Source organism: Acetobacter senegalensis (assembly GCF_001580995.1).
In the GTDB taxonomy this organism is placed as follows: domain Bacteria; phylum Pseudomonadota; class Alphaproteobacteria; order Acetobacterales; family Acetobacteraceae; genus Acetobacter; species Acetobacter senegalensis.
Map to the genome: position 1 here is coordinate 18,317 of NZ_LHZU01000117.1, position 24,864 is coordinate 43,180.

The 24,864-nt window shown below is 56.4% G+C and carries 38 protein-coding genes and 1 pseudogene; 30 read left to right on the forward strand and 9 right to left on the reverse strand.

Features of this window, described 5'->3' with window-relative positions; all coding sequences use genetic code 11:
• Position 1 precedes the first annotated feature (1 nt).
• From AD948_RS05760 to AD948_RS05785, 6 genes are all read right to left on the reverse strand, one after another.
• A complete protein-coding gene (locus tag AD948_RS05760) occupies positions 2-937 on the reverse strand; it encodes a PD-(D/E)XK nuclease-like domain-containing protein (RefSeq protein WP_061471078.1) in 936 nt (311 codons plus the stop codon).
• Positions 934-1,206, reverse strand: a complete 273-nt coding sequence (locus AD948_RS05765) for a hypothetical protein (protein WP_156478950.1) — start codon at positions 1,204-1,206, stop codon at positions 934-936. The genes AD948_RS05760 and AD948_RS05765 overlap by 4 nt, the downstream gene beginning before the upstream one ends.
• Positions 1,207-1,313: 107 nt before the next feature.
• Entirely contained in the window at positions 1,314-1,508 is a 195-nt protein-coding gene (locus AD948_RS05770; protein ID WP_061471080.1) for a hypothetical protein, read from the reverse strand.
• A 67-nt stretch (positions 1,509-1,575) separates the two neighbouring features.
• Positions 1,576-1,827 carry a hypothetical protein gene (locus AD948_RS18100; protein WP_156478951.1) on the reverse strand — a complete coding sequence of 84 codons (252 nt, stop codon included), beginning with the start codon at positions 1,825-1,827 and terminating at the stop codon, positions 1,576-1,578.
• 167 nt (positions 1,828-1,994) lie between these two features.
• Positions 1,995-2,234 carry a hypothetical protein gene (locus tag AD948_RS05780; RefSeq protein ID WP_061471082.1) on the reverse strand — a complete coding sequence of 80 codons (240 nt, stop codon included), beginning with the start codon at positions 2,232-2,234 and terminating at the stop codon, positions 1,995-1,997.
• On the reverse strand, positions 2,234-2,911 hold the full coding sequence (locus tag AD948_RS05785; RefSeq protein WP_061471083.1) for a hypothetical protein: 678 nt from the start codon (positions 2,909-2,911) through the stop codon (positions 2,234-2,236). Before AD948_RS05785 ends, AD948_RS05780 begins: the two co-directional genes overlap by 1 nt.
• Positions 2,912-3,073: 162 nt before the next feature.
• Here AD948_RS05785 and AD948_RS05790 point away from each other — a divergent pair, with 162 nt between their 5' ends.
• Entirely contained in the window at positions 3,074-3,328 is a 255-nt protein-coding gene (locus tag AD948_RS05790) for a hypothetical protein (protein WP_061471084.1), read from the forward strand.
• Here AD948_RS05790 and rhuM read toward each other — a convergent pair.
• Positions 3,320-4,342 (reverse strand): RhuM family protein, encoded by a 1,023-nt coding sequence (gene rhuM, locus AD948_RS05795; protein WP_061471085.1) that lies wholly within the window; start codon positions 4,340-4,342, stop codon positions 3,320-3,322. The genes AD948_RS05790 and rhuM overlap by 9 nt on opposite strands.
• Before the next feature lie 90 nt (positions 4,343-4,432).
• Between rhuM and AD948_RS18630 the strand changes: the two genes are divergently transcribed.
• Positions 4,433-4,663, forward strand: coding sequence for a hypothetical protein (locus AD948_RS18630; RefSeq protein WP_248845933.1), 231 nt, complete (start codon positions 4,433-4,435; stop codon positions 4,661-4,663).
• 24 nt (positions 4,664-4,687) lie between these two features.
• Here the strand turns inward: AD948_RS18630 and AD948_RS18955 are convergent.
• Positions 4,688-4,840: pseudogene (locus tag AD948_RS18955) on the reverse strand (helix-turn-helix transcriptional regulator); the annotation flags it as partial.
• Between the two features lie 90 nt (positions 4,841-4,930).
• Here AD948_RS18955 and AD948_RS05805 point away from each other — a divergent pair.
• Genes AD948_RS05805 through AD948_RS05820 form a run of 4 tightly spaced genes read left to right on the forward strand, consistent with a single transcriptional unit; the run spans position 4,931 to position 6,400 of the window.
• A complete protein-coding gene (locus AD948_RS05805) occupies positions 4,931-5,143 on the forward strand; it encodes a transcriptional regulator (RefSeq protein ID WP_169797388.1) in 213 nt (70 codons plus the stop codon).
• Entirely contained in the window at positions 5,143-5,586 is a 444-nt protein-coding gene (locus AD948_RS05810; protein ID WP_061471088.1) for a hypothetical protein, read from the forward strand. Before AD948_RS05805 ends, AD948_RS05810 begins: the two co-directional genes overlap by 1 nt.
• Positions 5,586-6,194, forward strand: a complete 609-nt coding sequence (locus AD948_RS05815) for a hypothetical protein (RefSeq protein WP_061471089.1) — start codon at positions 5,586-5,588, stop codon at positions 6,192-6,194. The genes AD948_RS05810 and AD948_RS05815 overlap by 1 nt, the downstream gene beginning before the upstream one ends.
• On the forward strand, positions 6,191-6,400 hold the full coding sequence (locus AD948_RS05820) for a hypothetical protein (RefSeq protein WP_061471090.1): 210 nt from the start codon (positions 6,191-6,193) through the stop codon (positions 6,398-6,400). Before AD948_RS05815 ends, AD948_RS05820 begins: the two co-directional genes overlap by 4 nt.
• A 2-nt stretch (positions 6,401-6,402) precedes the next feature.
• Here the strand turns inward: AD948_RS05820 and AD948_RS05825 are convergent, their stop codons facing one another.
• Positions 6,403-6,654: a hypothetical protein gene (locus AD948_RS05825; protein WP_061471091.1), complete on the reverse strand. Its 252-nt coding sequence runs from the start codon at positions 6,652-6,654 to the stop codon at positions 6,403-6,405.
• 98 nt (positions 6,655-6,752) lie between these two features.
• Here AD948_RS05825 and AD948_RS05830 point away from each other — a divergent pair, with 98 nt between their 5' ends.
• From AD948_RS05830 to AD948_RS05950, 24 genes are all read left to right on the forward strand, one after another.
• Positions 6,753-7,142, forward strand: coding sequence for a hypothetical protein (locus tag AD948_RS05830; protein WP_061471092.1), 390 nt, complete (start codon positions 6,753-6,755; stop codon positions 7,140-7,142).
• 58 nt (positions 7,143-7,200) lie between these two features.
• Positions 7,201-7,419, forward strand: coding sequence for a hypothetical protein (locus AD948_RS17605; RefSeq protein ID WP_248845934.1), 219 nt, complete (start codon positions 7,201-7,203; stop codon positions 7,417-7,419).
• Entirely contained in the window at positions 7,416-7,703 is a 288-nt protein-coding gene (locus tag AD948_RS05835) for a DUF2312 domain-containing protein (protein ID WP_058987804.1), read from the forward strand. Before AD948_RS17605 ends, AD948_RS05835 begins: the two co-directional genes overlap by 4 nt.
• The gene (locus AD948_RS05840) at positions 7,672-8,202 is read left to right on the forward strand and encodes a RuvC family protein (RefSeq protein WP_237938707.1); all 531 of its coding nucleotides are present in this window, start codon (positions 7,672-7,674) and stop codon (positions 8,200-8,202) included. Before AD948_RS05835 ends, AD948_RS05840 begins: the two co-directional genes overlap by 32 nt.
• Complete coding sequence (locus tag AD948_RS05845; RefSeq protein WP_211264440.1) at positions 8,199-8,879, forward strand: hypothetical protein; 681 nt, start codon at positions 8,199-8,201, stop codon at positions 8,877-8,879. Before AD948_RS05840 ends, AD948_RS05845 begins: the two co-directional genes overlap by 4 nt.
• Before the next feature lie 12 nt (positions 8,880-8,891).
• Positions 8,892-9,389, forward strand: coding sequence for a hypothetical protein (locus AD948_RS05850; protein WP_061471093.1), 498 nt, complete (start codon positions 8,892-8,894; stop codon positions 9,387-9,389).
• Positions 9,390-9,702: 313 nt separating this feature from the next.
• Positions 9,703-10,257, forward strand: a complete 555-nt coding sequence (locus AD948_RS05855; protein ID WP_156478953.1) for a hypothetical protein — start codon at positions 9,703-9,705, stop codon at positions 10,255-10,257.
• A 1-nt stretch (position 10,258) separates the two neighbouring features.
• On the forward strand, positions 10,259-11,038 hold the full coding sequence (locus tag AD948_RS05860; protein ID WP_061471095.1) for a hypothetical protein: 780 nt from the start codon (positions 10,259-10,261) through the stop codon (positions 11,036-11,038).
• Positions 11,039-11,678: 640 nt separating this feature from the next.
• Complete coding sequence (locus AD948_RS05875; RefSeq protein WP_061471098.1) at positions 11,679-11,963, forward strand: hypothetical protein; 285 nt, start codon at positions 11,679-11,681, stop codon at positions 11,961-11,963.
• Between the two features lie 644 nt (positions 11,964-12,607).
• Complete coding sequence (locus AD948_RS05880) at positions 12,608-13,048, forward strand: hypothetical protein (RefSeq protein ID WP_156478954.1); 441 nt, start codon at positions 12,608-12,610, stop codon at positions 13,046-13,048.
• A 381-nt stretch (positions 13,049-13,429) separates the two neighbouring features.
• A complete protein-coding gene (locus tag AD948_RS05885; protein WP_082782321.1) occupies positions 13,430-13,954 on the forward strand; it encodes a terminase small subunit in 525 nt (174 codons plus the stop codon).
• Positions 13,917-15,362 (forward strand): phage terminase large subunit, encoded by a 1,446-nt coding sequence (gene terL, locus AD948_RS05890; protein ID WP_061471100.1) that lies wholly within the window; start codon positions 13,917-13,919, stop codon positions 15,360-15,362. Before AD948_RS05885 ends, terL begins: the two co-directional genes overlap by 38 nt.
• A gap of 82 nt (positions 15,363-15,444) precedes the next feature.
• A complete protein-coding gene (locus AD948_RS05895) occupies positions 15,445-16,902 on the forward strand; it encodes a DUF1073 domain-containing protein (protein WP_248845935.1) in 1,458 nt (485 codons plus the stop codon).
• On the forward strand, positions 16,902-17,699 hold the full coding sequence (locus AD948_RS05900; protein WP_061471101.1) for a phage head morphogenesis protein: 798 nt from the start codon (positions 16,902-16,904) through the stop codon (positions 17,697-17,699). The genes AD948_RS05895 and AD948_RS05900 overlap by 1 nt, the downstream gene beginning before the upstream one ends.
• Positions 17,696-19,150 carry a DUF2213 domain-containing protein gene (locus AD948_RS05905; protein WP_061471102.1) on the forward strand — a complete coding sequence of 485 codons (1,455 nt, stop codon included), beginning with the start codon at positions 17,696-17,698 and terminating at the stop codon, positions 19,148-19,150. The genes AD948_RS05900 and AD948_RS05905 overlap by 4 nt, the downstream gene beginning before the upstream one ends.
• Before the next feature lie 4 nt (positions 19,151-19,154).
• Positions 19,155-19,904: a structural cement protein Gp24 gene (locus AD948_RS05910; RefSeq protein ID WP_061471103.1), complete on the forward strand. Its 750-nt coding sequence runs from the start codon at positions 19,155-19,157 to the stop codon at positions 19,902-19,904.
• Complete coding sequence (locus AD948_RS05915; RefSeq protein WP_082782324.1) at positions 19,904-20,941, forward strand: major capsid family protein; 1,038 nt, start codon at positions 19,904-19,906, stop codon at positions 20,939-20,941. The genes AD948_RS05910 and AD948_RS05915 overlap by 1 nt, the downstream gene beginning before the upstream one ends.
• A 3-nt stretch (positions 20,942-20,944) precedes the next feature.
• Positions 20,945-21,280, forward strand: a complete 336-nt coding sequence (locus AD948_RS05920; RefSeq protein WP_058987820.1) for a hypothetical protein — start codon at positions 20,945-20,947, stop codon at positions 21,278-21,280.
• Between the two features lies 1 nt (position 21,281).
• Positions 21,282-21,704: a DUF4054 domain-containing protein gene (locus AD948_RS05925; protein ID WP_061471105.1), complete on the forward strand. Its 423-nt coding sequence runs from the start codon at positions 21,282-21,284 to the stop codon at positions 21,702-21,704.
• Positions 21,695-22,231, forward strand: a complete 537-nt coding sequence (locus AD948_RS05930) for a hypothetical protein (protein WP_061471106.1) — start codon at positions 21,695-21,697, stop codon at positions 22,229-22,231. Before AD948_RS05925 ends, AD948_RS05930 begins: the two co-directional genes overlap by 10 nt.
• Positions 22,221-22,616, forward strand: coding sequence for a hypothetical protein (locus AD948_RS05935; protein ID WP_156478956.1), 396 nt, complete (start codon positions 22,221-22,223; stop codon positions 22,614-22,616). Before AD948_RS05930 ends, AD948_RS05935 begins: the two co-directional genes overlap by 11 nt.
• Positions 22,562-23,128 (forward strand): phage neck terminator protein, encoded by a 567-nt coding sequence (locus AD948_RS05940; protein ID WP_061471108.1) that lies wholly within the window; start codon positions 22,562-22,564, stop codon positions 23,126-23,128. The genes AD948_RS05935 and AD948_RS05940 overlap by 55 nt, the downstream gene beginning before the upstream one ends.
• 3 nt (positions 23,129-23,131) lie before the next feature.
• Positions 23,132-24,283 carry a DUF3383 family protein gene (locus tag AD948_RS05945; protein ID WP_061471109.1) on the forward strand — a complete coding sequence of 384 codons (1,152 nt, stop codon included), beginning with the start codon at positions 23,132-23,134 and terminating at the stop codon, positions 24,281-24,283.
• Between the two features lie 2 nt (positions 24,284-24,285).
• Complete coding sequence (locus AD948_RS05950; RefSeq protein WP_061471110.1) at positions 24,286-24,723, forward strand: phage tail fiber protein; 438 nt, start codon at positions 24,286-24,288, stop codon at positions 24,721-24,723.
• Positions 24,724-24,864 lie beyond the last annotated feature (141 nt).

Here is a 24,864-nt window from a genome sequence, read left to right on the forward strand (position 1 = left end):
GTTAAATCATCCTTTCTTTCAGGAAACGCTCTGGGAGGCTGATATTTTCGATACCTGCCCAGATGCCTGAGGCTTTGCATTCAGCATATTTATTCAGGTCTTCTCGGTATTCATCGCGACCAAGTTGCGCCTGTTCTGGTGGCAGTTTCATGACGCGCACCGGATAACGGCAACGATCCCGTGTTGTGCTGACAACGATGAAAACAAACGTGGGCTTCTGACTATTTACCTTTTGGTAAATGTCCGAGTAAAACGGGTCTTGGACGTAGTATCGGTAGTCCTGAACCGAGTATTCAAACCGACCAATATCGCCAGTTGTTTTCAGATCCACGATGATTGGTCGATTGGCTAACGTTCTATCCATCCGCGCGCGGATCAGTTCTCCTGTAGCATCATCATATGCATAGAAGTTTTGTTCAGATTTTCCATCAGCCTCAACAAACCAGCGCGCTACTGGATGCGCCAGTAACGAGCCGCGCATCAGGTCCAATTTCTTCCATTCAGCAGCAGAAAGAACAATGCGCCCATTCACCCCCTTACGCCATTCGTCATGCAGGGCATCGGTGACAGGCGCATCCGGGTCACTATCAAGAAGAGCCTTGGTAAGCGCAGACTTATTGGCGGAGGCTTTGAACTCAATTCCTCGCGCCATAAGCGCAGCCTTCAATTCTTCTACTGTAGATATGGCATCAGAAGGCGGCGCAAAATCAACGACATATTCTTTGTTGAATACATCAGGCTCAAGAATAAGCGCATGAAATGCTGTGCCGATATTTACAGCGCTCCTTGCGTCGTCATCCGTAGGCGCATTCCGTGACCATTCAAGCAGTGCTGGGCACTCATGTATCAGGTCAAGATTAGACTTTGATACACCGGGGCCAGAATGGTATTCAGCCGCGCTCAGATTATAGATGCCGGGCTCGGTTATTAGAGTCACGACTGGTATTCCCATAGCTGCTTGATGTCATCTTCCTCTGTGTTGGCAATACAGATAGCCAAGCCACGGACAGTTTCCGGCAGGCCAACCAGTTCTTTGCCAAAATGCAAATTATTCAGAAGGAATAACGCTTTCTGGTGGGCGGCCTTCAACATATCAGAAAATTTTTCCAACTCTTCCTGATCAGAACGCGCTTCTTTATCAAGCTCCTCATCATAAGAAGTAACAGCAGGCGGCTCCATATGCGGTAACGGAGCCGCACGACGCACGCTCTGGCGCTCCATTGTCTGTGACATTTTCATTCTCCCATTGGGAAACAATCGGCCAACACGGCCACTTCACCGGGCCTTCTTGAGACCCGATGCGTGTGGTGGTGTCAGCGGTTGATCGGGTCGGGTTCAACAACCGCAGGGGCTGTTTCCGGGTTTTCCAGATCGACAGTTTGCCAGCGCGGATCATCATTGCGGCGCTCTTGGTCCATACGCCCCCACTCTCCAGCCGACTCATGATTATCGAAAGGACCGACCAGATCATAAGTATTATCCGAAATTCTGATGATATATGTGCTCATTTTCTTTCCTCAATTGAGGCCAACACGGCCACGAAGCCCGGTCCGCAAACCGGGTGACGCGGGGGTGTTAGGGGGTTTCTCCGCGTGCTCTGGCGAGGGCGGAGCGGGCCTTTTTGATTGTGTCTAAAGAGAGGCCTTGCTTGAGGGTGTCACTCAATGCGTCATAAAGATCCGGCGCGGCGGCGATCAGGTAGGCGTCTGGAGCTGCAATTCCGCGAATTTGGTAGCGGTAAACGCTTCCGTCATTTTTAGCTGCATCAACGCCGATGATAGACTTATCGCCGACTTCGAATTGCAGGAGGTCAGCGGCCTTTTTCATGCCACGACCTTCCGGCTGGAAGCATGGCTGAGCACCATTAAGTCCCCAACGCCGAAAGCTCATGACATAGCGGCGGCCTGAGTGATTTGTGGCTAGATATATGTCCGGCGCTCCGCCAGCACTGCCAAACCAAGCCCAAGGCCCCGGCGTGAACTTAGCTTTACCCATCACACAGCCTCCACGATCACTGCGCAGACGAGGCAAAACCGCGTCATGAACCATTCCCACTGCGCGAGACCAAGGCCAGCGAGAACCGTGACAAACACGGCGCGCGCGTAACCAGCCCACCAAGTTTGGAGGAAACTGCACACGATCTCCACGCCATCTGCCAGCGTGTAGAGAGCCCAGATTGCCGTGTATTCGAGAATGTCGCGACAGCGTGGTATTGTTTTTGTGAGACCGGGCATTATGCGGCCTCCACTTCAACAGGCCGCCCAGCATCGTCCAGTTTGTACCAGACGCCTGCTTTTATCCCGTCCTCGCCCTCATAAAAGGACGTAATGCGGTTACGCTTTCCGTCATTCCAGGCTAGGCTGGCCACACCTTTTGGTCCGAGCTTTGCATGGCTACCAATGCCAAGGCATGCAATTATACAATTCTCTCCACCCGATGACGCGTATGCCCGGTAACCCGTGGTGGCAGCGTGTGCCTCGTTACCCGTGGTGGCAGCGTGTGCATCGTCACCCGTGGTGGCAGCGTGTGCCCAGTCACCCGTGGTGGCAGCGTGTGCCCAGTCACCCGTGGTGGCAGCGTGTGCCTCGTTACCCGTGGTGGCAGCGTGTGCCTCGTTACCCGTGGTGGCAGCGTCAGATGTAAGCTTAATGATTGATCTTACATCAGCCTTGATGAAATCCGATGTTGGGCTGGTCGAAAGCATTGTCGATGCAAGCCAATTAGCATCATCGAATCTCCTATCGGAATACAGCGCAAGCATGACATCGTCATATTGACCGCCCTGCGGGAATTTTTTGCTGAACCATGACTTTCCATCCTGGCACGCGCCCCACTTGCGGAGCATTGCCAGAGTGATCTGCGCCTTGTTTGTTTCTGCGGGAGCAGCCGTCTGCTCTACCTGTGTGTTCATTTCCCATCTCCGTGGTGATGGAGTAAAGTTAGATATTCCAACATTTAACGTCAAGAGAAAAAGTTGGAAAAACTAACATTTATCTTTTTCTTGCCATTCTCTTGATTCCTAACTCCTATCAGAAGTAGAACACAACAAGAACATACCTGACGGAGTCACACAATGGCGGCCACAGAGCGAATCATCTTCCAGTCCTATGTTTGGCGGAAGTCTGGCAGGCGCACGATTCTCGAACCCGGAACGGCTGTTGCGTGCCGGGGCACCGAGGATGCGTTACGCAGGATTGAGAAGGTGAGGGATGGCCTACTCAGTGTAGCCGGGGCTCAGGCTGTCCGTGTGACCGTGGATGAGGAGGCGGGGGATTACGGAGAGCCTGAGGTTTTGGGAAGTGTGGGGGATGTCCCGGGGCTATTCTAAGATGTAATCGTATTCTCCAAGCTCATATTCCGCTTCATCGTAAGTTATCCCGGCTGCTTCAACTTTTTTCCTGATATTAAAAAGTTTGTGTTCTCTCCGAGCGTGTTCATCTGCGTCTTTCTTAAGATAATCTGTATATCCACCAAAAACAGGATAATCATTTAACGTCAGCAATCTATCAAGTTGCCTATGCAATGACGCCATAGTCATTTTTTTACCTGAAAGAGCAGTGCCCTCAGCGAACAGTAAAAATTGTTCTGATAATATATGCAGCCTGTATAGTTCATTTTCGTTGAGGTAGTTCTTTCCGGTGGTCGCATCTTTGATAGTTGGTGACTTCCCGTCGAAAGAATGTAAGCCCATATTCTCTGCTTTATGATCTGCACGATCCATTATGAGCTTAGACCCAGTCATTCCCGTTACTGCATGGTGAAATTTATCTTGCAGAAGAGCGTAGAAACTGCGGACCTCCTGTGAATTTGGGTCATAATCAGAAGAGCTTATTTTGAAGCACTCTCTGACCTGTCCATACACCGAGCGCTCTTCAGATCTAAGCGCGCGAACTTTAGCGGCAAGTTCATTTAGCTTGTCTGGATTTCGACGAAGCGCAGCTTCATTGAGTAAGTATCCTTGCTCAACATAAGTGCGAAGGGTAGTGGTTGCCCACCTACGAAACATTGTCGCCTTTGGGCCGCTGATTCTATAACCAACACTAATGATAGCATCTAGATTATAGTGTAACGTATTGTAACTCTTCCCATTTCTGGCAACTATTAGGATTTTCCTAATAGTTGATTGCTCATTTAACTCCCCGCTGGAAAATATGTTTTTTAAGTGTTCGTTTACATTGGCTACGGTCGTATCGAAAAGATCGGCGATCTGCGCTTGCGTAGCCCAGACGGTATCACCGTTGCCATCAAGCCTAAAATCAACAGAACAATTGTCCGCCTGGTAGTGGGCTAATTGAAGCTCGTTTTGGTCAACATTTTCAATGCGACGCGACTCTTTAGCCATTAAATATATCCTCAAATCTGTAGAAAAACGCGGGTATAACCTCCCACACAACTCGTTGCCGTTCCCCTTTCGTTCTGTCATACTCGGAACATGAACAAGGCAGTAAGATTCGAGGGGGAGGGGTTAGGCGGCGTCATTTTTGGCGACGATCTGTGCCCGCAAAAGGATCATAAGGCTCCTTCGTTCTTCCTCGCCTATAACTCTCCACAAGTGGAGGAGGGTGCGCTCCTCAGTGTTATGCGCGACATCATCAGAATCAGCCGGAAAAAGAGAAGAATCTCCCAGAAGGAAGTCAGTGGAAACGTCATAAAAATTGGCTAAGGCGCGAATGGTGTCACGCCCTGGCACATCATGGTCTCTTTCGTATGCTGTGAGAGTGCTCCGACTGATACCAACGGCTTCAGCCACTTCAGCCTGAGTTAGGCGCTTCCCGTCACGCTCTCCTTTTAAGAGGCGAGCTTGCTTCAGGCGCGATCCCACTGTTCGTGCTTCTGTCATGTTGGGAGGTGACGACAAAAATAAAATCCTTGGGATGGATTTTCCAACATTTTACTTGCCTGAAAATGTTGGAAAAGCTAACGTATGGTCATGTCGATTGTTGATAAGGCCATTGAGGCGGCTGGCGGCGCTTCCGAATTAAGTAAGAAGTGCGGCCTTCATAGGACTTCAATTCTGTTTTGGCGCACGCTTGGGCATATCCCTGTGAAGCGTCTCAATGATGTAGAGGCCGCAACAGGCATTCCTCGCGAGGAACTGCGACCCGACCTGTTCGAACGCACCCCATCCCAGGAGCGCGCGTGATGATCGAAGATATCCGCAAAACGGCGCTGGCGCACGCGATGCAGTGGGCTGGCAGCGCCTCGTTGGAAGAAATCATCAAGGCGGCTGCCATTATTGAGACGTATCTTAACTACGGCTCAAATCTGCTCCACGTCACTTTTGGAGAATCTGGGCATGCTACGCTTGGCGGGAGCCCCATCAACGGCCTCACGCGCTCTGGAATAGAGTTCAAGGATGTACTCGCGAGTGGGGCTGACACCCTCAGCGAGAGCGATCTTATCTGCGATATGCTCGATCAGACCCTCTCTGGTAAATTGCTCAAAGCTCATTGTGAAAACTCCTCTCAAAAAGAAAACACCAGCGGCCCGGAGCTTCCGACTCCCGGCAGCACAGAAACGGTAGTTCCCGGCGGCGGCGCTGTCACCGAACCGGGTACGCATGGCCGTACCGACGGGGGTGTGTGATGGGATACCCCAACAAGCTGGCACGCCTTACAGACGAGCAGCGTGCGCTCATGGTGAAGGAGTATCTTGCCGGGGCTACATGCGAGGCGCTTTCTAGGAAGTATGGGTGCCGCCCGCGTACACTGCGCGAGTATATCAAGCGTTCCGTTCCACCGGGCCAGTACCGGCACGGATCGGCGCTGGTTATAACGGATGCTGTTCTCAAGAAGGCCAAGGAACTTTCTGGAAATAGTGTGGCGCGTAAGGACATCGCCGAGCAGCTTGGTGTTAACCTCAAAACTTTGGAAGATGCATTCCGTAGGCGCGGGCAGACTCTTACCACTAGACCGTTCAGGACGAGGCGTGAAACACTCTCCATCATTGTGGACTGCATCAAGGCTGGCCTGTCCCAAGAGGAGATGGCGAAGCGAGCTGGCATCACTGCAGCGTCCCTCACAACCAACAAACATTACCGGGACGCGATGAAACTGGTTGGGAGTACGCAGAAGCCTGCCGCCCCCGAACCCAAGGCGGTAAACATCGCGGATCTGTCCCAAGAGGAGCGCAACGCTATCGCGGCCAACGCTATATGGCGTGGACTTGAACGCTGGCGGGGTGCTAACCGATGATCACATCCAAGAAAATCACAATTCCGCCTACGTTCAAAATTGCGTACAGCAAGCCCACTTACGCACGTGAATGGACCCGGTACGGGGTGCAGGCAAAGGCACCAGAGTATCTGTTGCAAATAGCGGCAGGCAGCGATGATGTGATTGCAGCCACGCATGGCGGGGTGACTGAGATTTACGTTCGTAAGTCTGCTGTTGCGGCCTGACATCAACCAATGCACCCCGCGTCCACCCCTAACTCCTTGGCGACTTCCTGGGCCAGCGCAATGCGTTGCCCTACGGTTGCCCATGGGTGCAGACGTGACCAGAGGCGCGCCGTTCTGAGCAGTGAGATGCCCAGATACGGTGAGGCTAGGGGTAAATTGCCGGGTGCTGTGTCCGCTGTATCGAGCGGTGAAAACGGGTTGGTGACATACTCGCCACCAACCTGCACCGTTCCGAATTCAGTCTCCTTCTCCATTGTTTCTCCAGTTCACGACCTCAACAATCGTGAAAATGGCAGAGGCGAATTCCGTGGAGAGAGAATTTTTATCCGTGAGAGCAGAAAGGGGTCGCGACATGACGCCTGAAGCAATCGCGCAACAGGTCCAGATGCAACTGCATGAAATCGTGGAGGCCAAAGGCTCACGGTCTGGCCTCAAGCAAACCTTCGCGTCCATCGCCCGCAAGACTGGGCTGACGGACGGGCAGATTAAGCGGCTGTTCTATGGGGAGTGGAGCGTCATACCGGCACACATCTTCCTGAGCGTGGAACGGCTTTACCGAAACCATCTGGATCAGATGCGGGCACAGGCCGAACATCAGGCCGCCTTGTATCGCGCCAGAAGTGAAGAATGGGACCGCAAATGGGGCGACTATTCCTCCAATGGCACATCCGCGTCACCCGCTGGCGTGCCTGTCGTGCGCTCAACCGCGCCTTCTATTTCCGAGAGCTTGCACAATGGCTGAACGCCAAGGCCGATAAATTGCAGGCGCAGGCTGATGCTTTGGCGCGGGAGTGTGGCGAATGACCCCGTTTCCGGTTGAGGAAATTCGCAATCGATTGGCTGATGCTGTCGATTTAGCAGGAAGCCAAAGCGCGTGGGCGCGCAAAACAGGAATCCCGCGCTCGATAGTTTCCGAAGTGCTGTCGCAAAAACGCGACATCCCAGAAAGCATTATCAACGCCCTTGGATACATCGTGCGGCCCATGTGCGTGCCAGCACGGAAAGGAATGAACCGATGAGCGAATTTCCCAGCACACACAACGAATTCTCCAGCGGCGATGATGCGGCTGTAGGTGGAATTGCGGCTGATCGGCTGCGGTCGATTATTGAGCGCGTTGAGCGATTGGAAGAGGAGAGAAAAGGGCTGGCTGGCGATATCAAAGACATCTTCACAGAGGCCAAATCTGCGGGCTTTGACGTGAAAGTCATCCGCCAGATCATCCGTATGCGAAAGCAGGAACCGGGCGAACTGGAGGAGCAGGAAACCCTGCTTGACGTTTACCGCCGCGCGCTGGGGATGTGACGCGATGAAGATCATAGCAGCAATCGACCCAGGCGCTGGCGGTGCAATCGCATTCCTCAACTGGCGGCATCAGATCATTGAGGTTCTGGATATGCCGATTGATTATGTGAAGGTAGGGCGCACCACTCGGCGCGTGATTAACCCAGCACTTCTTGCCGCACATTTACGGGCTCATGCGCCAGACCATCTATTTGTGGAGAATGTTTCCGTAAGGCCAGGTGAGGGGGCCGTGGGCGCGTTTGCCTTTGGGCGCGGTCTAGGTGTGATTGAGGGCGTTTGTTCAGCCCTCTGCATCCCCATGACAAAAATCAGACCGCAGGACTGGAAGAAGGGAATGGGCTGCCCCGCCGACAAAGGGGCCGCACGTCAGCGCGCATGCGAATTATTCCCTGCCAATGCGGGGATTTTCTCACGCGTGAAAGATGATGGCAGGGCAGAGGCCGTTATGCTGGGTCTGTTTGGTATTCGCGCGCTGGAGAATACTGGGGTTCCAGCATGAAAATCCTGATCGGCTGCGAATACAGCGGCATTGTCCGTGATGCGTTTATCGAGCGCGGGCATGATGCCATGTCGTGCGACCTGCTGCCTACAGAGCGCCCCGGCCCGCATTACCAGGGCGATGTGCGGGACGTTCTGGACTACCCATGGGATATGGCCATTTTCCATCCGCCTTGCACGGATCTGTCTGTATCAGGGGCGCGGCATTTTGCCGCCAAGCGGATGGATGACCGACAGCAAGCATCTGCCTCATTTTTTCTTAAGCTGGCAAAGTGCGGGATACCGAAAATCGCAATCGAGAACCCGGTCTGCATCATGTCCACCTTGTGGCGCAGGCCAGACCAGATCATTCAGCCGTGGATGTTTGGGCACGGCGAAACCAAAGCCACATGCCTATGGCTTATAGGTCTGCCGCCTCTTCGCGCCACCAATGTCGTGCCCGGGCGTGAGGCGCGCATTCACAAGATGCCCCCATCTGCTGATAGAGGGAAACTGCGTTCACAGACATATCAGGGCATTGCCGATGCTATGGCGCAGCAATGGGGAGGAGATTGCAAAACATCTCCATTATTCCAGGAGATTCCCACCCCTGCGGAGTACCCAACGCTCCGCAACCCTGCTAATATGGCGAAGGCCGCTGGTTCGGGGGAACCGGGCGGCCTTCTGACCAGTGCTTGAGGATAGCAAGACATGGCTGAAGCCACTTGTACCAAAGAAAAACATAGAATGCCAGAAGCCCGTGTCAGGAAAGCATGGCGCGTTACCGTTGAGGGTTGGGATGAAGCAGAGTTTTACTTCGCCCATACTGCCGGTGAAGCGCGCATGGCGTGCTGGCGCGCTCTAGATAGAGAGCGTGGGTTGATTACAAAAATCACCGCACGGCGGTGGAAGGACAAAGATGAACGGCTTCCTGTGCGCAGCCCTATTGCCGATGATCTCAGCGAGAAAGAAATACATTGCCTCCTGCATGCATTCGGAGTGAAGGAATATGAGCCATGGAAGGCCGGATACCGTGACTATTTCTACACATCTGCCTCTAACGAAAAGATGCAAAACTTAGTCAGAAAAGGTCTCATGCATAGTGGGGTTGAGCCTTGCTGGGGGGCCCATGGGCATGTGTATTTCCACCTCACTGAGCTGGGAAAGCATGTGGCGCTCTCTCTTACCCCTCTTTATTCGGTGAGGTGAACTGATGGCTCGCATACGTAGCGTTCATCCTGGCTTGTGGACTGATGAAGATTTCATGGATCTATCGGCATTCGCGCGTCTTTTGATAATAGGGCTTTGGACTGAGGCGGATGATGGCGGTGCGTTCGCATGGAAGCCGCGTCAGATCAAAGTCCGCATCCTTGGTGCCGATGATGTCCAAATTGAGGATCTTTTGGAGGAGCTGTGCCAACGCGGGCTCGTAATGCGCTACTCATGCGCTGGAAGCGATTACGGGGCTATCCGAAATTTCGGAAAATTCCAGTCTCCTAAAAAGCCTTCTCGGAAATATCCAATGCCGGATGAAATTCGGGAGTTTTCCGCCACATCCAACATTGAACAGGGAACCGGTTCCGTAAAAAATGAAGTTACGGAAGAACAGGTTCCGAACCAGTTCCCCACCAGTTCGGAACCAATTCCAACAGGAGAGGAGGGGAGAGGAGGGGAAAGGAAAGGAGATGTAGGTTGTAATCGCGCGACCGAAATCGAAAAACCGATTACCGACCGGTGGCAGGAACTTGGGGAGGAGGTCATTGCTGCCGCTGGCACTGATCCGTCTCGCAGCATGGTTCAGACCGGCGGGGTGCGTCAGTGGCTCATGGACGCCAAGGCTCTCGGCTACAGCTACGACGGGGCGCGGGAACTGGTCCTCGGCGTAGTCAGGGAAAAATCCCGATACGGGGGCAGGGGAAAGCCGCCCGCATGGTTCGACAAGCCGGTTCAGGATGCCCTGCGCACCGGGACTATCGTGGCGACCGGCATCCAGAGGGAACCGGTCCAGAAGCCGAAATCCCGCCAGCAGCTTGCAGCCGAAACATGGGCCAACGTGCCCGACATCGAGGGGGTGTGACATGACCACCATTGCGAAAAACCAGAGCGGCGCGGTTGCGCTACTGACCATTCCCGCCGAGCCGTCCGCAGATCTGGCCGCAGTTTTGTCAGCCATGCAGAGCGGGGTCCCGATGACAACCCGAGACCTGACGCAGTCCCGTGTTGACGAGGCCCGGGCCATTGCAGCCACGGCGGGAGCAATTGCTCCCGCGCCGGAAATCGTCATTGCAGCCTGGTCGAAAAAGCTGATCCCGCTGACGGTCAACCCGCCAACCGACCCGGCAGACAGCGCGGCAAAAATCAGCGCCATCTGTGAGATTTGTGGCGATTTCCCCGCAGGCGTCTGGACGCCGGAGACCCGCAAGGCATGGGTAACCCAAGGCCCGCAAGGCAAATTCTGGCCCGCACCAGCCGAACTCTACGCGCACCTCCAGCCCTACGCCGACAAGATCCGCCGCAACGTCGAGGGATGCCGCCGCATCGTGAAGCTGGGCGAACGGGCAGGGAAGCGCGAGGAAGGTGTGAGCGCTGAGGAGCGGGCTGCCGTAGCGCGTCAGATGGCGGAATGGCGCAAGTCGATGGGGCACACGGATGCAGAGCCAGAGCAGCGCCGCCCCGTAGAGCCACAACCGAGCGTGTCAGAACGTCTGGCTGAGTGCCGCAGGCAGTTGGCGGCAGATCCGACGCAGGGCGTGTGGTTAGAGCCGCTCATTGCGCAGTTGGAGGCGCAGGTTATGGCTACATACGGGAAAGAGCCAACAGGAAGCCCGCACAGTGCTGCACAAGTGCTTGCACGGTAAATCGTGTGTACGGGAATCAGACCGCACTCAGCGGGCAACGTAGGGGATTTTAGGGGTATGTCGAAAGTTCAAGATTTTCCGATGATTACGATCAGGATCCAGCAGAATAGGGGGCGAACTCACGTCTTATGGGCCGTTGAAACGATGGACGGCACACGCTCAAACGGTGTGGCGTTTAGCCCCGTGGATGCAATGAAAGACGCGACAGCATTTGTTGAGGCTATGTCCATTCCGAGGCTGGGTGGCCATTTTCGGAAGCGTGAATTGCGAGTTGTGGAGGGTGGGAAATGAGGGCGGTTGGGTTGCTTTGTTGGATTGGGGTGCTCGTGTGTGCGGTAGGAGCAGCGTTGGCAGATGGTTCTCCTGTTGGAGCTTGGATTGCGTCCGCAGCATGGTTTGGCATCTCCTGTGTCGTTATTGGAGCAGTGTATGTTGAATTTAGATAACGACACCCTAGACTGGCACGAATGGCCCGAGCCAGAGCCCCACAGGCCGCCAGTCACGCCGCACCCGGTCCCGCTACACGAGAGCGAGCCGGGATTGCTGGATGAGGAGGTTTTGGCGCTTGAGGCTGACTGGTGGAGGGGGCCTAGAATTGGTTTAGGGTAGTCTTCCACGATCAAGAAAAAAGGATTCTGTAATGACCAAGGAAGCTCACGAAATCGCCTTAACCGAAAATACGATTCTTTTGCCGGGCGACAAAGTTAGAGTTGGCCCCAACTCAGACGCGCCGTTCAAAAGTCATATTGATGAAGAGGGGATTTGCGTACACTCCGTAAATTCCTCCAGAGGGCTCCCTGTTGCCATTAAATTTGATGATGGCTCTGTAATCGAGGGTTTCCGTGCTGGCCTGATTCTGACGGAATTTCACACGGGCGCTACCCCGAGCGCAGAGGATAAAACTCACCTGCGCATGCCCCCGTAAGAAATCAAGGGTTGTTGCAAACTGGCTGCAAAAAAAACACATGTAGCCAGTGTTTTCCCTGTACTTTTTGGGGGAGATGTGATTCCATACCCGTATGCAAACATGCGCTGAAATTCATCACACTTGGGCTGATGTGGGGTATATCTCTGTGCAAGGCCTCGGCATTATGATGGGGTTTCTGATATTATTCGTCGCAATGCCGATCGCGTTGGCCCATGCGGTAAACTCGTTCGACAAATGACCCTACCCCGGACAGCCACGAAGAAGCTACTCGCTACCGTAAAGGGAAGAGGCTGGAGCGCCACGCGGACAAACGGCGGGCACGTCAGGTGGCAGCATGACAGCGGCGCTTTCCTGTTCGGATCAGCGACGCCCAGCGACAACAGAGCAATCAAAAACCTAATGGCGCAGATGAAGCGCGTGGAGGCAGGCTGTGCACTGCGATAAAACGCCCCCGGCAGTCGTCATACTCGGGTGGCTCGTATTCGCCGCCGCAATCTGCCTGCTTGGAGAGTGATGTGGTAAGATGTGTCAGAAAGCCACGGCATGAAATTCGCTACGCCCAGGATAATGGGCCTACGCCGGAGAGGGCTGCTAAGTCGGTGTTTAAATCATCACCCGGGAAGCCTGCTAAAGAGCAGACAGTGGTTGATGCTATGTTGGCTGCGGGTGATATTTCCCAAGATGCAGCCAATGCCGCTGACCGATGGTTTCGCGTCTGGCAATTCGCGTATAATGGCTACAAGGAGTTTTCCGAAAATCACGTGCCAAATACCGAGATCAAGCATGATGATCTATCGTGGTTGATGACGCGGGCTGACGCGGTCGGTGATCTGTATGATGTGAGGAAAGCGCTCGGCGTCTGCTCTGAGACACGGTTGCGGGCAATGCTGGTTGATAAGATGTCATTCCGCAAGATTGGCGAATGCATGTTCCCGCGCGTCTCAACGGATTTGGCCCGTAAGAAGATAGCGGCTCAGTGTGCTCTATTGCTGGAGCAGTTGTCAGAATACTATCATAACGCTGACCGGAAGCGCAGGCGTGAAAAAGAGGCTTGTACCCCGGTACCTTTTCAGGTAGGTTAAACATTATCGTTGCAATACGTGTGTTTGTGAGCCGCCACTGAGCGGCTTTTTCTTTTTCTGGACAATTGATGCTCACTGGCTCCGTCATTCGCTTCCGGCGTCATGATGCGGTGTGCCTTGGTGAGATACATGGTGTTTCGTATGTCTGTCGCGTGATAGCGACGACTGAGACAACATGGCATCGCGCTGATGTGCCTCTCTCAATGGTTGAGTGTGCTGATGCTGGGTTGCGGCCTGATGTGCGCATAAGATGCTGGCCCAAGGCAGCGACTGGTGGTGTTGTTGTCGGGCGGGTGTCTGGTGTGGCAATGGCTCGGGTTATCGAGGCAGTTAAGCGCGAGGCCCAGATGAGGGCTTTTGAGGATGGGTGGAGGTTGAGGGATGGCCGGACTGAACGATAAACAGCGCCGGTTTGTCGAGGAATATCTCGTTGATCTCAATGCCACGCAGGCCGCTGTCCGGGCTGGATACAGTGAGAAAACGGCTCATTCTATTGGCCAGAGATTGTTGAAGAATGTTGAAATCCAAAACGCGATTTCTGAAGCGCAAAATTCCCGGTCCAAGCGCACGCAAATCACGCAAGACCGCGTGTTGCAAGAGTTCGCCAAGATAGGCTTTTCCGATATCAGGAGCCTTTTCACTGAGGATGGCAATCTTAGGCCGCTCAGCGCCTTGGACGCAGATGCAGCAGCGGCACTTTCTTCCGTGGAAGTTGTCACGAAGAACCTAGGTGATGGCGAGGTTGAATACGTCCACAAAATAAAACTCTGGGATAAGGTGGGGTCTCTTACGCAGATAGGCCGTCACTTGGGCATGTTTGTGGATAAGACTGAGGTTCGCACCGTCAAAAAGATTGAAGACATGACGGATGAAGAACTCAAAGGCCTTCTCGGGGAAAGCGACTAACAGAGCACGCACTGAACTTTCCCGCCGTATAGCAGCCCGATCAGGCTGCCTTGCTTTCACGCAATACACAATGCCGGGTTACAAAGTCGGACCACAACACCGGATACTGTGCGATAAGCTGGACGCCGTAGAGCGCGGCGATATCAGGCGACTGATGGTGTTTATGCCGCCACGGCACGGCAAATCTGAGCTTACCAGCAAGCGCTTCCCGGCGTGGTTCTTGGGTCGCAATCCTGACAAGCAGGTTATCACGGCGTCCTATAGCGCGGACCTTGCGCAGGACTTTGGGCGGCATGCCCGAAATATCGTGGCATCCAGTGAGTTTGCGGTCCTGTTCCCTGGCGTGGGCGTGGCGGACGATAGTGCCGCTCGCGACAAATGGCACACGAGTAAGGGCGGCGTTTACACCGCCGCTGGCGTCTCCGGATCGCTTACCGGCAAGGGCGCACATGTCGCGCTTATCGATGACCCCATCAAGGGGCGGCAGGAGGCCGAGAGCGACACTGTCCGTAACGCTGTCTGGGACTGGTACCGTTCCGTTCTGCGTACCCGTTTGATGCCGGGTGGCGCTATCGTGCTGGTGCTGACGCGCTGGCATCCTGACGATCTGGCTGGGCGCTTGCTTGATGAGATGCAGAACGGGACCGGCGAAAGCTGGGATGTGTTGTCGCTTCCAGCCATTGCTGACAGCGCGGATGACGCGCTCGGCAGGGAAATTGGCGAGCCGCTTTGGCCGGATGTGTTCGATCTGCCCGAGCTTGAAGCTATCGAGAAATCCATTGGTACGCGCGAGTGGTCCTCGCTTTACCAGCAGCAACCAACGCCGGGTGAGGGCACGCTTTTCAAAACCGGGATGTTCCCGGTCGTGGATGCTGCTCCGGCTGGCGGCACACAGGTCCGCCGTTGGGATCTAGCCGCAACCAAACAGATCGGCACGCGCGATCCTGACTGGACGGTCGGCGTCAAGATGGCCCGTTATCCAGACGGGCGGTTTTGTATTCTGGATGTTGTGAGATTCCGGGGCGATCCACAGGAGGTCGAGGCGGCCATAAAAAATACCGCAGCCCTTGACGGGCCATCTGTTGAGATTGTGCTGCCGCAGGACCCTGGACAGGCAGGCAAGGCGCAGGCGGAGTACTTTATCCGCATGCTGGCAGGCTACCGGGCGCGTGCCGAGCGTGAAACCGGTGACAAGGCGACAAGAGCTGCGCCTTTTTCGTCTCAGGCCAACGCAGGGAACGTCTCTCTTGTGCGGGCTCCGTGGAATAGGACGTTCCTCGACGAGTTGGGGCAGTTCCCGGCTGGGTCACATGACGATCAGGTTGACGCGGCTGCGGGGGCATTTTCGGCGCTGTGCGGGGCCAGTGATCCCATGATCCTGAGCCGGGACGACTTGAATAAAATTTAGAGGCAAAATGTTCTTCCGTCGCAATCGACCCGCGCCGCCTGCGAGGATCGAGCCTGCATTGGTGCGCCCAGAGCGCAGCGTCATGACGATGACGGACACGGACTCTCGTGAGGTGGCTCGTGTGCGGTCTGGTGCAACGACTGTATTCTCCCCCGTAAAACCATTGCCTGGCGTCGTGCCAAAAGATGCTGTTGTGGCGATGGACAGTGCATACCCGGCGGACATTGCGCAGTATCTCAATAACGCTGTTGCTGACGGGACCACGTTCCTAGGGTATGCGCGCCTCGCTGAAATGGCGCAGCGCGTCGAATACCGTCACATTGTAAGCACCTTGGCGGATGAGGCTACACGGGAATGGATTGAGTTCCGGGGTAAAAGCGGATCTTCCAAGGCTGACCGCATTAGCGAGCTTGAGGCTGAATTCGTCCGCCTGTCTGTGCGTGACCACTTCAAGACGATGGCGGAATTCGACGGCTTTTATGGGATCGGCCAACTCTTCTTTGATACGGGGTTGGGCCAGCTTGATAAGAAGCTCGCCAATCCCCTGCTGCTGACGCCAGAAACTTTCCAGAAAGGATCGCTCAAGGCGCTTGTGGCTATTGAGCCTATCTGGACCAGCCCGAACGAATACAACTCAAGCAACCCGCTGCGGCCAGACTTTTACGTGCCCCGAAAGTGGTGGGTGCAGGGCGCTACTGTCCATAAAGACCGCCTGCTGCGCTTTGTGTCGCGCGAAGTGCCGCCCATTCTGGCCCCGACATACAATTTTGGCGGCATCGCGCTAACGCAACTTGCCAAGCCGTATGTTGATAACTGGGTCCGCACCCGGCAGTCTGTATCAGACCTGATTAACGGCTGCTCCATCGTCAATCTTAAAACCGAGATGCAGGCGGTTTATCAGCAGGCTGGTATCGGCGGCCTGATCAGCCGCATCGAAAACTTTATGAAATTCCGCGACAATCGCGGGGTTTTTCTGACTGACAAAGACAAGGAAGAGTTGCAGATCCTCTCCGCCAATCTGGCTGGGTTGGATAAACTGCAAAACCAAGCGTTGGAGCAGGTCTGCGTTGCAGCGCAGGAGCCGCTCGTAAAGTTCTCCGGCATCTCTCCGTCCGGTCTCAATGCCTCATCTGAGGGGGAAATCCGGGTCTGGTATGACAGGGTTGCGGCTTATCAGGAATCATTCTTCCGCGCCAACCTGACCAAAGTCATGCACGCCTGCATGCTGAATATCTGGGGTGAGATAGATCCAGATATCAGCTTCAATTTTGTCCCGCTCTGGCAGTTGGATGAAGCGGCCAAAGCAGCCATTGCCAAGACCAATGCGGATACGCGGGCGGTCTATGTGGAGATCGGCGCGGCCAGCAATGACGAGGTGCGGACGGCTCTGCGCTCGGATGAAGACGGACTCTTCGACGGGGCTAATCTGGAGGGTGGCGGGTATGAGCCGCTGGCTGAGCAGGAAGGACGCGACCCCGAAAGTGGCGGCGTAAGCCTGTTCGGGAACCCGGCTGCGCACACAGACAATGACGGCGTGTAATGGCCTCCAAACCCAAATCTCTAAAACCTATCAGGCCAAGCGCCGGGGTGGGGGCGTTTTATGAGCGTGAACTGAACAAGCTCATAGACGAAATGGAAGCCAGCCTTCGCTACTGGCTGCGCGCGCGTTACCGGCGCGTAGAGAGCCAGATCACGCAGGACGCGAACCCGGCGACCGATCTGCAAAAACTGATGACGCAACTGACGGCAAAGTGGCGGCTCAAATTCAACACGCTGTCTCAGCATCTGGCCCCGGCATTTGTGCAGCAGGCGCAGGGGAATGTTGACAGGACATTCAAATCGGAACTGAAAAAGAAGGCTGGCTTCACGGTTTCGTTCAAGCCGACCGAGGGCGTGCAGTCCGCAATGCAAGCGTGCGTGAATGAAAACGTCCTGCTGATCAAAAGCATCGGTGAGCAGCATCTTGGAGAGGTCAACCAGATGGTCATGCGGGCCGTGGCTCATGGTGGAGATCTGGGGCAACTCACGGAAGGTCTGCAACAGAGGTTCGGCATCACCCGCAGGCGTGCGGCCAACATTGCGCGCGACCAGAACGCCAAAGTCACCAGCGCCATCAACCGGCAGCGCCAGATAGACACCGGCCTGTTCGAGGCCGAGTGGGTGCATTCTGCGGGCGGGAGAAACCCGCGGCACAGTCATGTGGAGGCAGGTCGCAAGCGTCTGCTCTTTGACGTGCGTGAGGGCGCGCTGATTGACGACGAGCGCATATGGCCCGGGCAAAAGCCGAACTGCCGGTGTGCGAGCAGGATAATCCTCAAAGGGTTCAACGACGAATGACCGACATACTCGCGTATGATCGTATGGGCAGCGTGCGCACGACGGACGCTGAAGGACGCCTGCGTGTGGCCGCAACGCCCATCAGTAAGGCCAATATCTGCCCCTACATGGGTAGGGAAATTCCGAGCAACCGTGAACTTGGGCTGGACCCGGAGCGCATCTATCAGATGCTCCGTGACCCTGACGAGTTGAAAAAGGCCGCGGCAAGCTTCAACGGCCTGCCGGTGCTGGAAGAGCATTACCACGTCACAGCGGCCAACCCGCGCCGTGATCTGGTAGTTGGCACGACCGGCAATGAGGCGACGTTTGACGCGCCCTACCTGATGAACAGCCTTGTGATCTGGGACGGTGACGCCATCGACCGGATCAAGACCGGAGAGCAGCGCGAGCTTTCGAGCGCCTACCGGTACAGGGCCGACATGACCCCCGGCGAATATGAGGGGGAGAAATACGACGGCGTGATGCGCGACATTGTGGGCTCGCACGTCGCTGTCGTTCCGAGTGGACGCGCTGGGCCGGATGTTCTGGTCGCAGACGCAAGCATGGAACCATACAACATGACCAAAATTCCCCGCGCCGCGCGGCGCGCAATGCTGTCCAAGCTGCGGCCTTTTCTCGCTCAGGACGCTGATCTTGAGGCGGCAAAGAAGGCGCTTGATTGCGACGATATAGGCAAAGACAGCGCATGCGAAACGCTGCGCAATCTGCTGGCCGGTCGCGTGCCTGACGAAATCATGGATCAGGTGCTGGCCCTGTTTGAAAACACCTCAACCGAAGGTGCTGAAAATGTCACCGCAGATGCTGACGTGGCCGAACGCCGTGGCAAGCTGAAAGAGGCTGGCCTCTCTGATGACGAAATCGACAAGGTGATTGCCGCCCTCGCTGAAACGACTGAGGACAATGATGACTTTGCCGAGATGGCAGAGAAGATGCGCAAGGCGGGTATGTCCGAAGAGGACATTGAGGCCTGCCGTGCGCTCTGCACGCCAGCCGGTGCAAATGACGAAGATCAGACCGACGCCGACCGCCAGCGTGAAGCAGAAGCAACGCGCAAAGCCGATGCCGAGCGGGCCGAAAAAGAACGTCTCGACCGTGAGCGCGAATCTGCCGGGGCGAAAGCTGCGATGGATGCCGCGATCAGCAAGGCCAAAACCGAGGCTAAGGCCGAAACTATGGCCGCGATGCGCGCTCTTGTCGCCGCGCAGGCCGAAGTCGAGCCTTTCGTGGGGACTGTGACCATGGACAGCGCGGAAGGCGTGCATCGGTTCGCCTTGCGTCAGCTTGGTTATGACCTCTCCGGCATCCCGGCCAGCGCATACGGTGCAATGTTCCGCCAGCATGCAGCCAACGCCCAGCGCGAAAAGCGCCCGGTTCTGGCGGCTGACAGCAAGGCAGGCACGTCCTTCCTCGACAACCACCCCGGCCTCAAGGCCGTGAAGATTGCAGGGTAATCAGATGCCTTTTCAGAATCAGGTTAATCAGGAACTCGCTTACGGCGTGCCTGGCACATTTGCCTCCAACAACCCGGACGCAAGCGCGGTGCCCCCTGAAGGCGCGTATGTAGCAGGCACGGGCGGTTGCACCATCGCCGCCTTCGGTTGGGATCAGGGCGATGGGACGGTGCTGAATGCTCCACCCGCCGGTTCGATCACCTACACAGTTACGGCGCTTGCTGTTAACGCAGGCGGCACAGGCTACGCTGTGGGCGATACCGCAGCGTTTGCAGGCGGAAAAGCCACGGTGTCCACAATCGGCACGGGCGGAGTGGTGACTGGCGTGAATATCCAGAGCGCCACTGCACAGAGCACAGATCCAACAGCAACCGGCGTTGCGACAACCACAAACGGGAGCGGGTCAGGTCTGACGTTGAACGTGACCGGCACCAGCAGCACAACCGCAGCAGGCGCACCCACCGGCTTGGTGTTCAACGACCGCAGTGCATGGATCTCCGACATTTACGACGAGGCCACCATGGTCATGCCGCAGGGCTACATGGTCGATCTCAAGACCGCCGGTGATTACTTTGCCGTGGCCACGACCGCAGCGACAGCAGGGCAGAAAGTCTTTGCCTCCACCACGGACGGCACACTGTCCACCGGCGCCGCAGGAGCAACCGTCACGGGCGCTGTCGAAACAAACTTCTACGTCACGCTCGGCGGTAGCGCGGGCGAAACGATCACAATCAGCACATGGAGCCGTGGCTAATGGCTTATGACACCGAATTTGAGCTTCTGAAGCAGCGGGGCTTTGTCATGCCCGAGGGCGCGCACATTCTGCCCTCCAATGACATTCTCGCGTCTGACGCCATGGCGATGGACGCCGCGCCCACTCTCTCCACCACGGCCAACGCTGGTATCCCGGCGTTCATGGCGACCTACGTTGATCCCAAGTTGATCGACGTGGTGTTCTCCCCGATGCGCGGCGCGGAGATTGCAGGGGAAGTAAAAAAGGGCGACTGGATCACGCCGACGGCCATTTTCCCGATGATCGAAAGCACGGGGCGTACGGTCAGCTATGGTGACTGGAACAACAACGGCATTGTTGACCTCAACGCCAATTTCCCGGACCGCCAGTCCTACCACTATCAGGTCTTTGCCCGTTGGGGTGAGCGGGAAGTGGAAATGGCAGGGGCGGCCCGCATCCAGTGGGTTGCCAGGCTGCGCCAGTCTGCCGCGCTGAAGCTGAACAAGTTCCAGAACCAGACCTACTTTTGCGGCGTGAAGGGGCTGCGGAATTACGGCTACCTGAACGACCCGCGCCTGCCTGCCGCAGAAGTCGCCAGCGTGAAAACCGCCGGTGGTACATCATGGGATAAGGCGACGCCGGAAGAAGCGACGGATGATTGCATTGCCATCATCAATCAGCTTCGTGCGCAGTCTGCCGGTTATGTCGATACGGATTCCGAGATCACCCTCGGCATGTCGCCCACCCGCGCGGGCATCATAACCCGTCCGAACATGTACGGCCTGTCCGCCCTCGACCAGCTTAAAAAGCAGTATGCCAACATCAGCATTGTCCAGGCTGTAGAGTTTGGTGATGCCGCTGGCATGACGGTTCAGACCATGATTGCTGTCGCCAAGGAGATCGAGGGGCAGCAGGTCGCTGAAGCCGCCTTCACCGAAAAGCTGCGCACCCACTCCGTCGTCACTGCGCCGTCTGGCTGGGAACAGAAACTCTCTCAGGGCACGTGGGGCGCGATCATCTACCTGCCGTTTGGCGTTGCAACAATGACGGGGATTTAAGCCATGAGCGGTACCGCATCGAACCCTGTAACCGTTGGCTGCAAACTGCCGAACGGTGTCGTTCTACGCGTTGGGGAGAGCAAAGCAATTCTCTCCGGCGCGAACTCTTCCAACGTGATCGGGGGATATGGACTCAGCTCCGTGCCGTCTGATCTGTGGGACGCTTGGCACGCGAAGCACAAGGATAGTGACCTTGTGAAAAAGGGCCTCGTATTCGCCCAGAGTACGGTCGCCAAGGCCACGGCGCAGGCCAATGAGCAGGCGGGGATCAAAACCGGGGCAGAGCCTCTTGACCCGGACGCACCGGCACCGGGCGTGACAAAAGCAGGCAGTAAGTAAAATGGCGGTAGCGGTTTTCGATTATGCAACATGGTCGGCCCGCTACCCCGACCTTGCTGAGCAGGTGGCTGCGCCTTTGGCTGGACTGTATTTTGCCGAGGCGGAACTCTACCTCGACAATACGGAATGTAGCCCTGTGCGTAACGTGGCGCAGCGCACGCTTTATCTCTACATGCTGGTCGCCCACATCGCCTATCTGAATCTGCCAGCATCCAGCGGCGGGAACGGGGCGGGGATGGTCGGCCGGGTAGCCAGCGCAAGCCGGGGTTCCGTTTCAGTCAGCACGGACATGGGCAGCCAGCCAGGGTCTGCCGCGTGGTTCCTTCAAACCCAATACGGAGCTGCGTTCTGGCAGGCCACGCTATGGCTACGCACGGCGCGATACGTCCACACACGCAGAATCCAGAGGCAGACATGGCCGTAAAGATCAAGGGGGGCGACAAGCTCCGAAAGGCGCTGGCAGACCTCTCCAAGAAGGTGGAGAAGGGCGGCCATGTGGATGTAGGCTTCTTTGAGGATGCGACGTATCCAGACGGCACGCCTGTTGCTCAGGTCGCCTCGTGGATGGAATTCGGAACCCCCACCTCCCGGCCACGCCCTTTCATGCGCAATACAGTCGCCAAACATTCCGACCGATGGGGTGAGGCTTTAGAGGCGGCGCTCAAGGATTCGGACTTTGACGTTAAAATAGCGCTTTCTGCTGTAGGCGTGATTATTGAGAGCCAAATTCGTGATGAGATCGCCGAGGGGGAGTTTGAGCCGAACAAGCCCTTAACAAACCTTCTGAAGTGGCGGTTCCCCAAGGGGGACTACACGACTGAACAGTTCTTAAAAGCCGTTCACGACCTGAAAAAGGGAGCGACCGCATCGTCTGGCAAACCGCTCGTGTGGTCAGGACGTATGTTCCAGTCCGTCACGCATGAAGTAAAGGACGGCCCGGGTGAGTCTTAACCTCTTCGGCATAGCAGGCCGCATGACCGGCGCGGTCAATCCGTGCATTCCGGCTGATCTGTACGCCAGCGATGGGGTTCAGGACACGCCGTCTGGCGAGGTCATTCCCAAATACATCGTGGCGCGCATCTGGATTGAGGTGCAGGCCTTGACCGGGCAGGACTTGCAACAGGTCGAAAACCTCAACCAGCAGGCAGACATGCGGGCGGTCTATATCCGTGGCGGCATCAAGGCGCTGAACCGACCCCTGCAATACGGCGGCGATTACATCAAGTTTTACAATTCCTACTGGAAGGTGACCCAGTCCCTTGAGGAATGGGGAGATGCTGAATGGTGCAAAGTGTTAGTGACCCGCCAAACGTCACCGCCCCCGGGCTGCTCGTAACGCCATCCGAGAAGGAAATTTACGCGGCGGTTAAGGCCTGGATACTGTCGATCCTGCCGTTCAGTATCACAATCCGGCAAGGGCAGCAGAATGACGCGGCTGCGCCCATTGACCCGTTCATGCTCATGACCATCATTGGCCGGGAGCGCATCGCCACCAACGGCTGGTCCTACACGGATACGGAACGCGTGGTGGTCGAGCAGACGCAAATCTCCATGCAGATATCCGCGTTCGGGAAGGGTTCTGGCAACCTGATCCAGTCTGTTCTGATGCTCTGGCGCGATATGAGCGCGGTGGATGCGCTGGCCGCGTCCGGCCTGCCCATTGCCCCGCTGCACACATCCGATATCCGGCAGCTTGGCTTCATTAATGCCGAGAAGAACTACGAGGATTGCTGGAGTGTGGACCTGATTTTGCAGGCCAACATCACCACCCGCATTCCGCAGCAGTTCGCCGCCAAACTCACCATCGACACGCTTGAGGTCGATACAACCTATCCGCCAAAGGAGTAGCCCGTGGCTGGCATCCCCATTTCAACAAAAGTCAAGGTCACGCCCGGCGTTCTGTCTGCCGGTGGTGGCCTGAATAACCTCACGGGCCTGATCCTGACCCAGACCGTCAGCGTCGTAGCAGAAGGCACCGTGACAGAATATGACGACGCGGCCTCAGTCGCCACGGCCTTTGGCGCATCCTCAACGGAAGCAGCCATGGCGGCGGTCTATTTCAGCGGCTACACCAACGCGACCCAGACCCCGGCGCGGCTCCTGATCGGTGGGTACCCGGAAACCGGCGGGGATATGGCAACCGAACTCGCCAAGCTGCTGGCGGCCAACGCCTCGTGGAATGGCGTGACGTGTGCGTTTGAACCTGTTCTGGCAGACAAGCAGGCATTCGCAACATGGGTGTCGGCGCAGAACAACACCATCTTCGGCGTTCTGTGGGACACGGATACCGAGGCGACCACAGCCAGCAGCACCACCGCGTTTGGTGTATGGCTCAAGGGCACGACGCTCAGCGGCATCACGGCGGTCTATAAAGACCCGAACGCTGCGGCTCTGGCACTCGGATGGATGGCCTCTCTCCCGTTCGGCACAGCAGGCGGCAGGCGCAATCTGGACATGATCCAGAACGCCAACGTCATTCCGAGCGTGACGGATGGCACGACCGCAGCAACGCTGCTGGCCAACGGCTATAGCTTCTACGGTGCGTATGCCAATAAGGGCGATACCTTCCAGTTTTTTGATAACGGGGCGGTCTCTGGCGCGTTCCTGTGGGCTGACAGCTACGTCAACCAGATCTGGATGAACGCGAATTTCACGACTGATATGGTCAACCTGCTGCTGAACAACGGACAAATCCCATACAACACTGAGGGCGACACGCTGGTTGAGGCGGCCTTGCAGGACACCATCAACACCGCAGTCAGCTTTGGTGCGGTGCAGTCTGGCGTAACGCTGACAGCCTCCCAGAAACAGCAGATCAATAACGCGGCAGGCAACACCACGGCGGCAGATACGGTTCAGGCGCAGGGCTGGTACCTCAAACCCAACGTGTCCACCGCTCCGGCCTCCTACCGGGTCAAGCGCACCACGCCGCCCGCGCAGTTCTGGTACTCCGACGGCCAGAGCGTGCAGTCCATCAATCTGAGCAGCGTTGAGGTGCAGTAACCATGTCCGATCTCCTGATTACGTCCGCCAACGCGATCTATACGATCACGGTGCCGGGCCTGTTTAATGCACCGTTCACGCTCAAAAACTTTGCCACAGATCGCGCCTTTGAAACCGAGGCACGGGAACTGGCCGAAGAGTCCATGTCCGTGGATGGCTATCTGAACGTGGGTTGGGTTGCCAATGCGGTGAGCCAGACCATCAGCCTACAGGCCAGCAGCGACGAAGCTGCCGTGTTTGACAGCATCATCACGGCGCAGGATCAGGCCCGCACAATCTACCGGCTTGGCGCGGTGATCCAGCTTCCTGCGATCGGCAAGAAATACACCCTGACGCGGGGATACCTGCGCTCTGCCGTGCAGATCCCGTCCGCCGCCCGTGTTCTGGAGGCCAGGGCCTTTGAGGTGCGTTGGGAGCGGGTTGTCCCGGCTGCAATCTGATGGCGCTCAAAAGCAAAACAGTCACGTGCCCCCATGAGGGCGCGGACAAGGGCAAGATGTTCACTATCACCCGCATGTCCGCCTATGAGGCCGATAAGTGGGGGCGGCACGCCGTACAAGCAGCCATCGGCGGGGGGGGGG

What these genes read in the sequence shown, in the direction of transcription:
- AD948_RS05770 (WP_061471080.1), bottom strand. Translation starts at nt 1,508, where the DNA reads ATGAGCACATATATCATCAGAATTTCGGATAATACTTATGATCTGGTC.
- AD948_RS18100 (WP_156478951.1), bottom strand. Translation starts at nt 1,827, where the DNA reads ATGAAAAAGGCCGCTGACCTCCTGCAATTCGAAGTCGGCGATAAGTCT.
- AD948_RS05780 (WP_061471082.1), bottom strand. Translation starts at nt 2,234, where the DNA reads ATGCCCGGTCTCACAAAAACAATACCACGCTGTCGCGACATTCTCGAA.
- AD948_RS05785 (WP_061471083.1), bottom strand. Translation starts at nt 2,911, where the DNA reads ATGAACACACAGGTAGAGCAGACGGCTGCTCCCGCAGAAACAAACAAG.
- AD948_RS05790 (WP_061471084.1), top strand. Translation starts at nt 3,074, where the DNA reads ATGGCGGCCACAGAGCGAATCATCTTCCAGTCCTATGTTTGGCGGAAG.
- rhuM (WP_061471085.1), bottom strand. Translation starts at nt 4,342, where the DNA reads ATGGCTAAAGAGTCGCGTCGCATTGAAAATGTTGACCAAAACGAGCTT.
- AD948_RS18630 (WP_248845933.1), top strand. Translation starts at nt 4,433, where the DNA reads ATGAACAAGGCAGTAAGATTCGAGGGGGAGGGGTTAGGCGGCGTCATT.
- AD948_RS05805 (WP_169797388.1), top strand. Translation starts at nt 4,931, where the DNA reads ATGTCGATTGTTGATAAGGCCATTGAGGCGGCTGGCGGCGCTTCCGAA.
- AD948_RS05810 (WP_061471088.1), top strand. Translation starts at nt 5,143, where the DNA reads ATGATCGAAGATATCCGCAAAACGGCGCTGGCGCACGCGATGCAGTGG.
- AD948_RS05815 (WP_061471089.1), top strand. Translation starts at nt 5,586, where the DNA reads ATGGGATACCCCAACAAGCTGGCACGCCTTACAGACGAGCAGCGTGCG.
- AD948_RS05820 (WP_061471090.1), top strand. Translation starts at nt 6,191, where the DNA reads ATGATCACATCCAAGAAAATCACAATTCCGCCTACGTTCAAAATTGCG.
- AD948_RS05825 (WP_061471091.1), bottom strand. Translation starts at nt 6,654, where the DNA reads ATGGAGAAGGAGACTGAATTCGGAACGGTGCAGGTTGGTGGCGAGTAT.
- AD948_RS05830 (WP_061471092.1), top strand. Translation starts at nt 6,753, where the DNA reads ATGACGCCTGAAGCAATCGCGCAACAGGTCCAGATGCAACTGCATGAA.
- AD948_RS17605 (WP_248845934.1), top strand. Translation starts at nt 7,201, where the DNA reads ATGACCCCGTTTCCGGTTGAGGAAATTCGCAATCGATTGGCTGATGCT.
- AD948_RS05835 (WP_058987804.1), top strand. Translation starts at nt 7,416, where the DNA reads ATGAGCGAATTTCCCAGCACACACAACGAATTCTCCAGCGGCGATGAT.
- AD948_RS05845 (WP_211264440.1), top strand. Translation starts at nt 8,199, where the DNA reads ATGAAAATCCTGATCGGCTGCGAATACAGCGGCATTGTCCGTGATGCG.
- AD948_RS05850 (WP_061471093.1), top strand. Translation starts at nt 8,892, where the DNA reads ATGGCTGAAGCCACTTGTACCAAAGAAAAACATAGAATGCCAGAAGCC.
- AD948_RS05855 (WP_156478953.1), top strand. Translation starts at nt 9,703, where the DNA reads ATGCCGGATGAAATTCGGGAGTTTTCCGCCACATCCAACATTGAACAG.
- AD948_RS05860 (WP_061471095.1), top strand. Translation starts at nt 10,259, where the DNA reads ATGACCACCATTGCGAAAAACCAGAGCGGCGCGGTTGCGCTACTGACC.
- AD948_RS05875 (WP_061471098.1), top strand. Translation starts at nt 11,679, where the DNA reads ATGACCAAGGAAGCTCACGAAATCGCCTTAACCGAAAATACGATTCTT.
- AD948_RS05885 (WP_082782321.1), top strand. Translation starts at nt 13,430, where the DNA reads ATGGCCGGACTGAACGATAAACAGCGCCGGTTTGTCGAGGAATATCTC.
- terL (WP_061471100.1), top strand. Translation starts at nt 13,917, where the DNA reads ATGAAGAACTCAAAGGCCTTCTCGGGGAAAGCGACTAACAGAGCACGC.
- AD948_RS05895 (WP_248845935.1), top strand. Translation starts at nt 15,445, where the DNA reads ATGACGATGACGGACACGGACTCTCGTGAGGTGGCTCGTGTGCGGTCT.
- AD948_RS05900 (WP_061471101.1), top strand. Translation starts at nt 16,902, where the DNA reads ATGGCCTCCAAACCCAAATCTCTAAAACCTATCAGGCCAAGCGCCGGG.
- AD948_RS05905 (WP_061471102.1), top strand. Translation starts at nt 17,696, where the DNA reads ATGACCGACATACTCGCGTATGATCGTATGGGCAGCGTGCGCACGACG.
- AD948_RS05910 (WP_061471103.1), top strand. Translation starts at nt 19,155, where the DNA reads ATGCCTTTTCAGAATCAGGTTAATCAGGAACTCGCTTACGGCGTGCCT.
- AD948_RS05915 (WP_082782324.1), top strand. Translation starts at nt 19,904, where the DNA reads ATGGCTTATGACACCGAATTTGAGCTTCTGAAGCAGCGGGGCTTTGTC.
- AD948_RS05920 (WP_058987820.1), top strand. Translation starts at nt 20,945, where the DNA reads ATGAGCGGTACCGCATCGAACCCTGTAACCGTTGGCTGCAAACTGCCG.
- AD948_RS05925 (WP_061471105.1), top strand. Translation starts at nt 21,282, where the DNA reads ATGGCGGTAGCGGTTTTCGATTATGCAACATGGTCGGCCCGCTACCCC.
- AD948_RS05930 (WP_061471106.1), top strand. Translation starts at nt 21,695, where the DNA reads ATGGCCGTAAAGATCAAGGGGGGCGACAAGCTCCGAAAGGCGCTGGCA.
- AD948_RS05940 (WP_061471108.1), top strand. Translation starts at nt 22,562, where the DNA reads ATGGTGCAAAGTGTTAGTGACCCGCCAAACGTCACCGCCCCCGGGCTG.
- AD948_RS05950 (WP_061471110.1), top strand. Translation starts at nt 24,286, where the DNA reads ATGTCCGATCTCCTGATTACGTCCGCCAACGCGATCTATACGATCACG.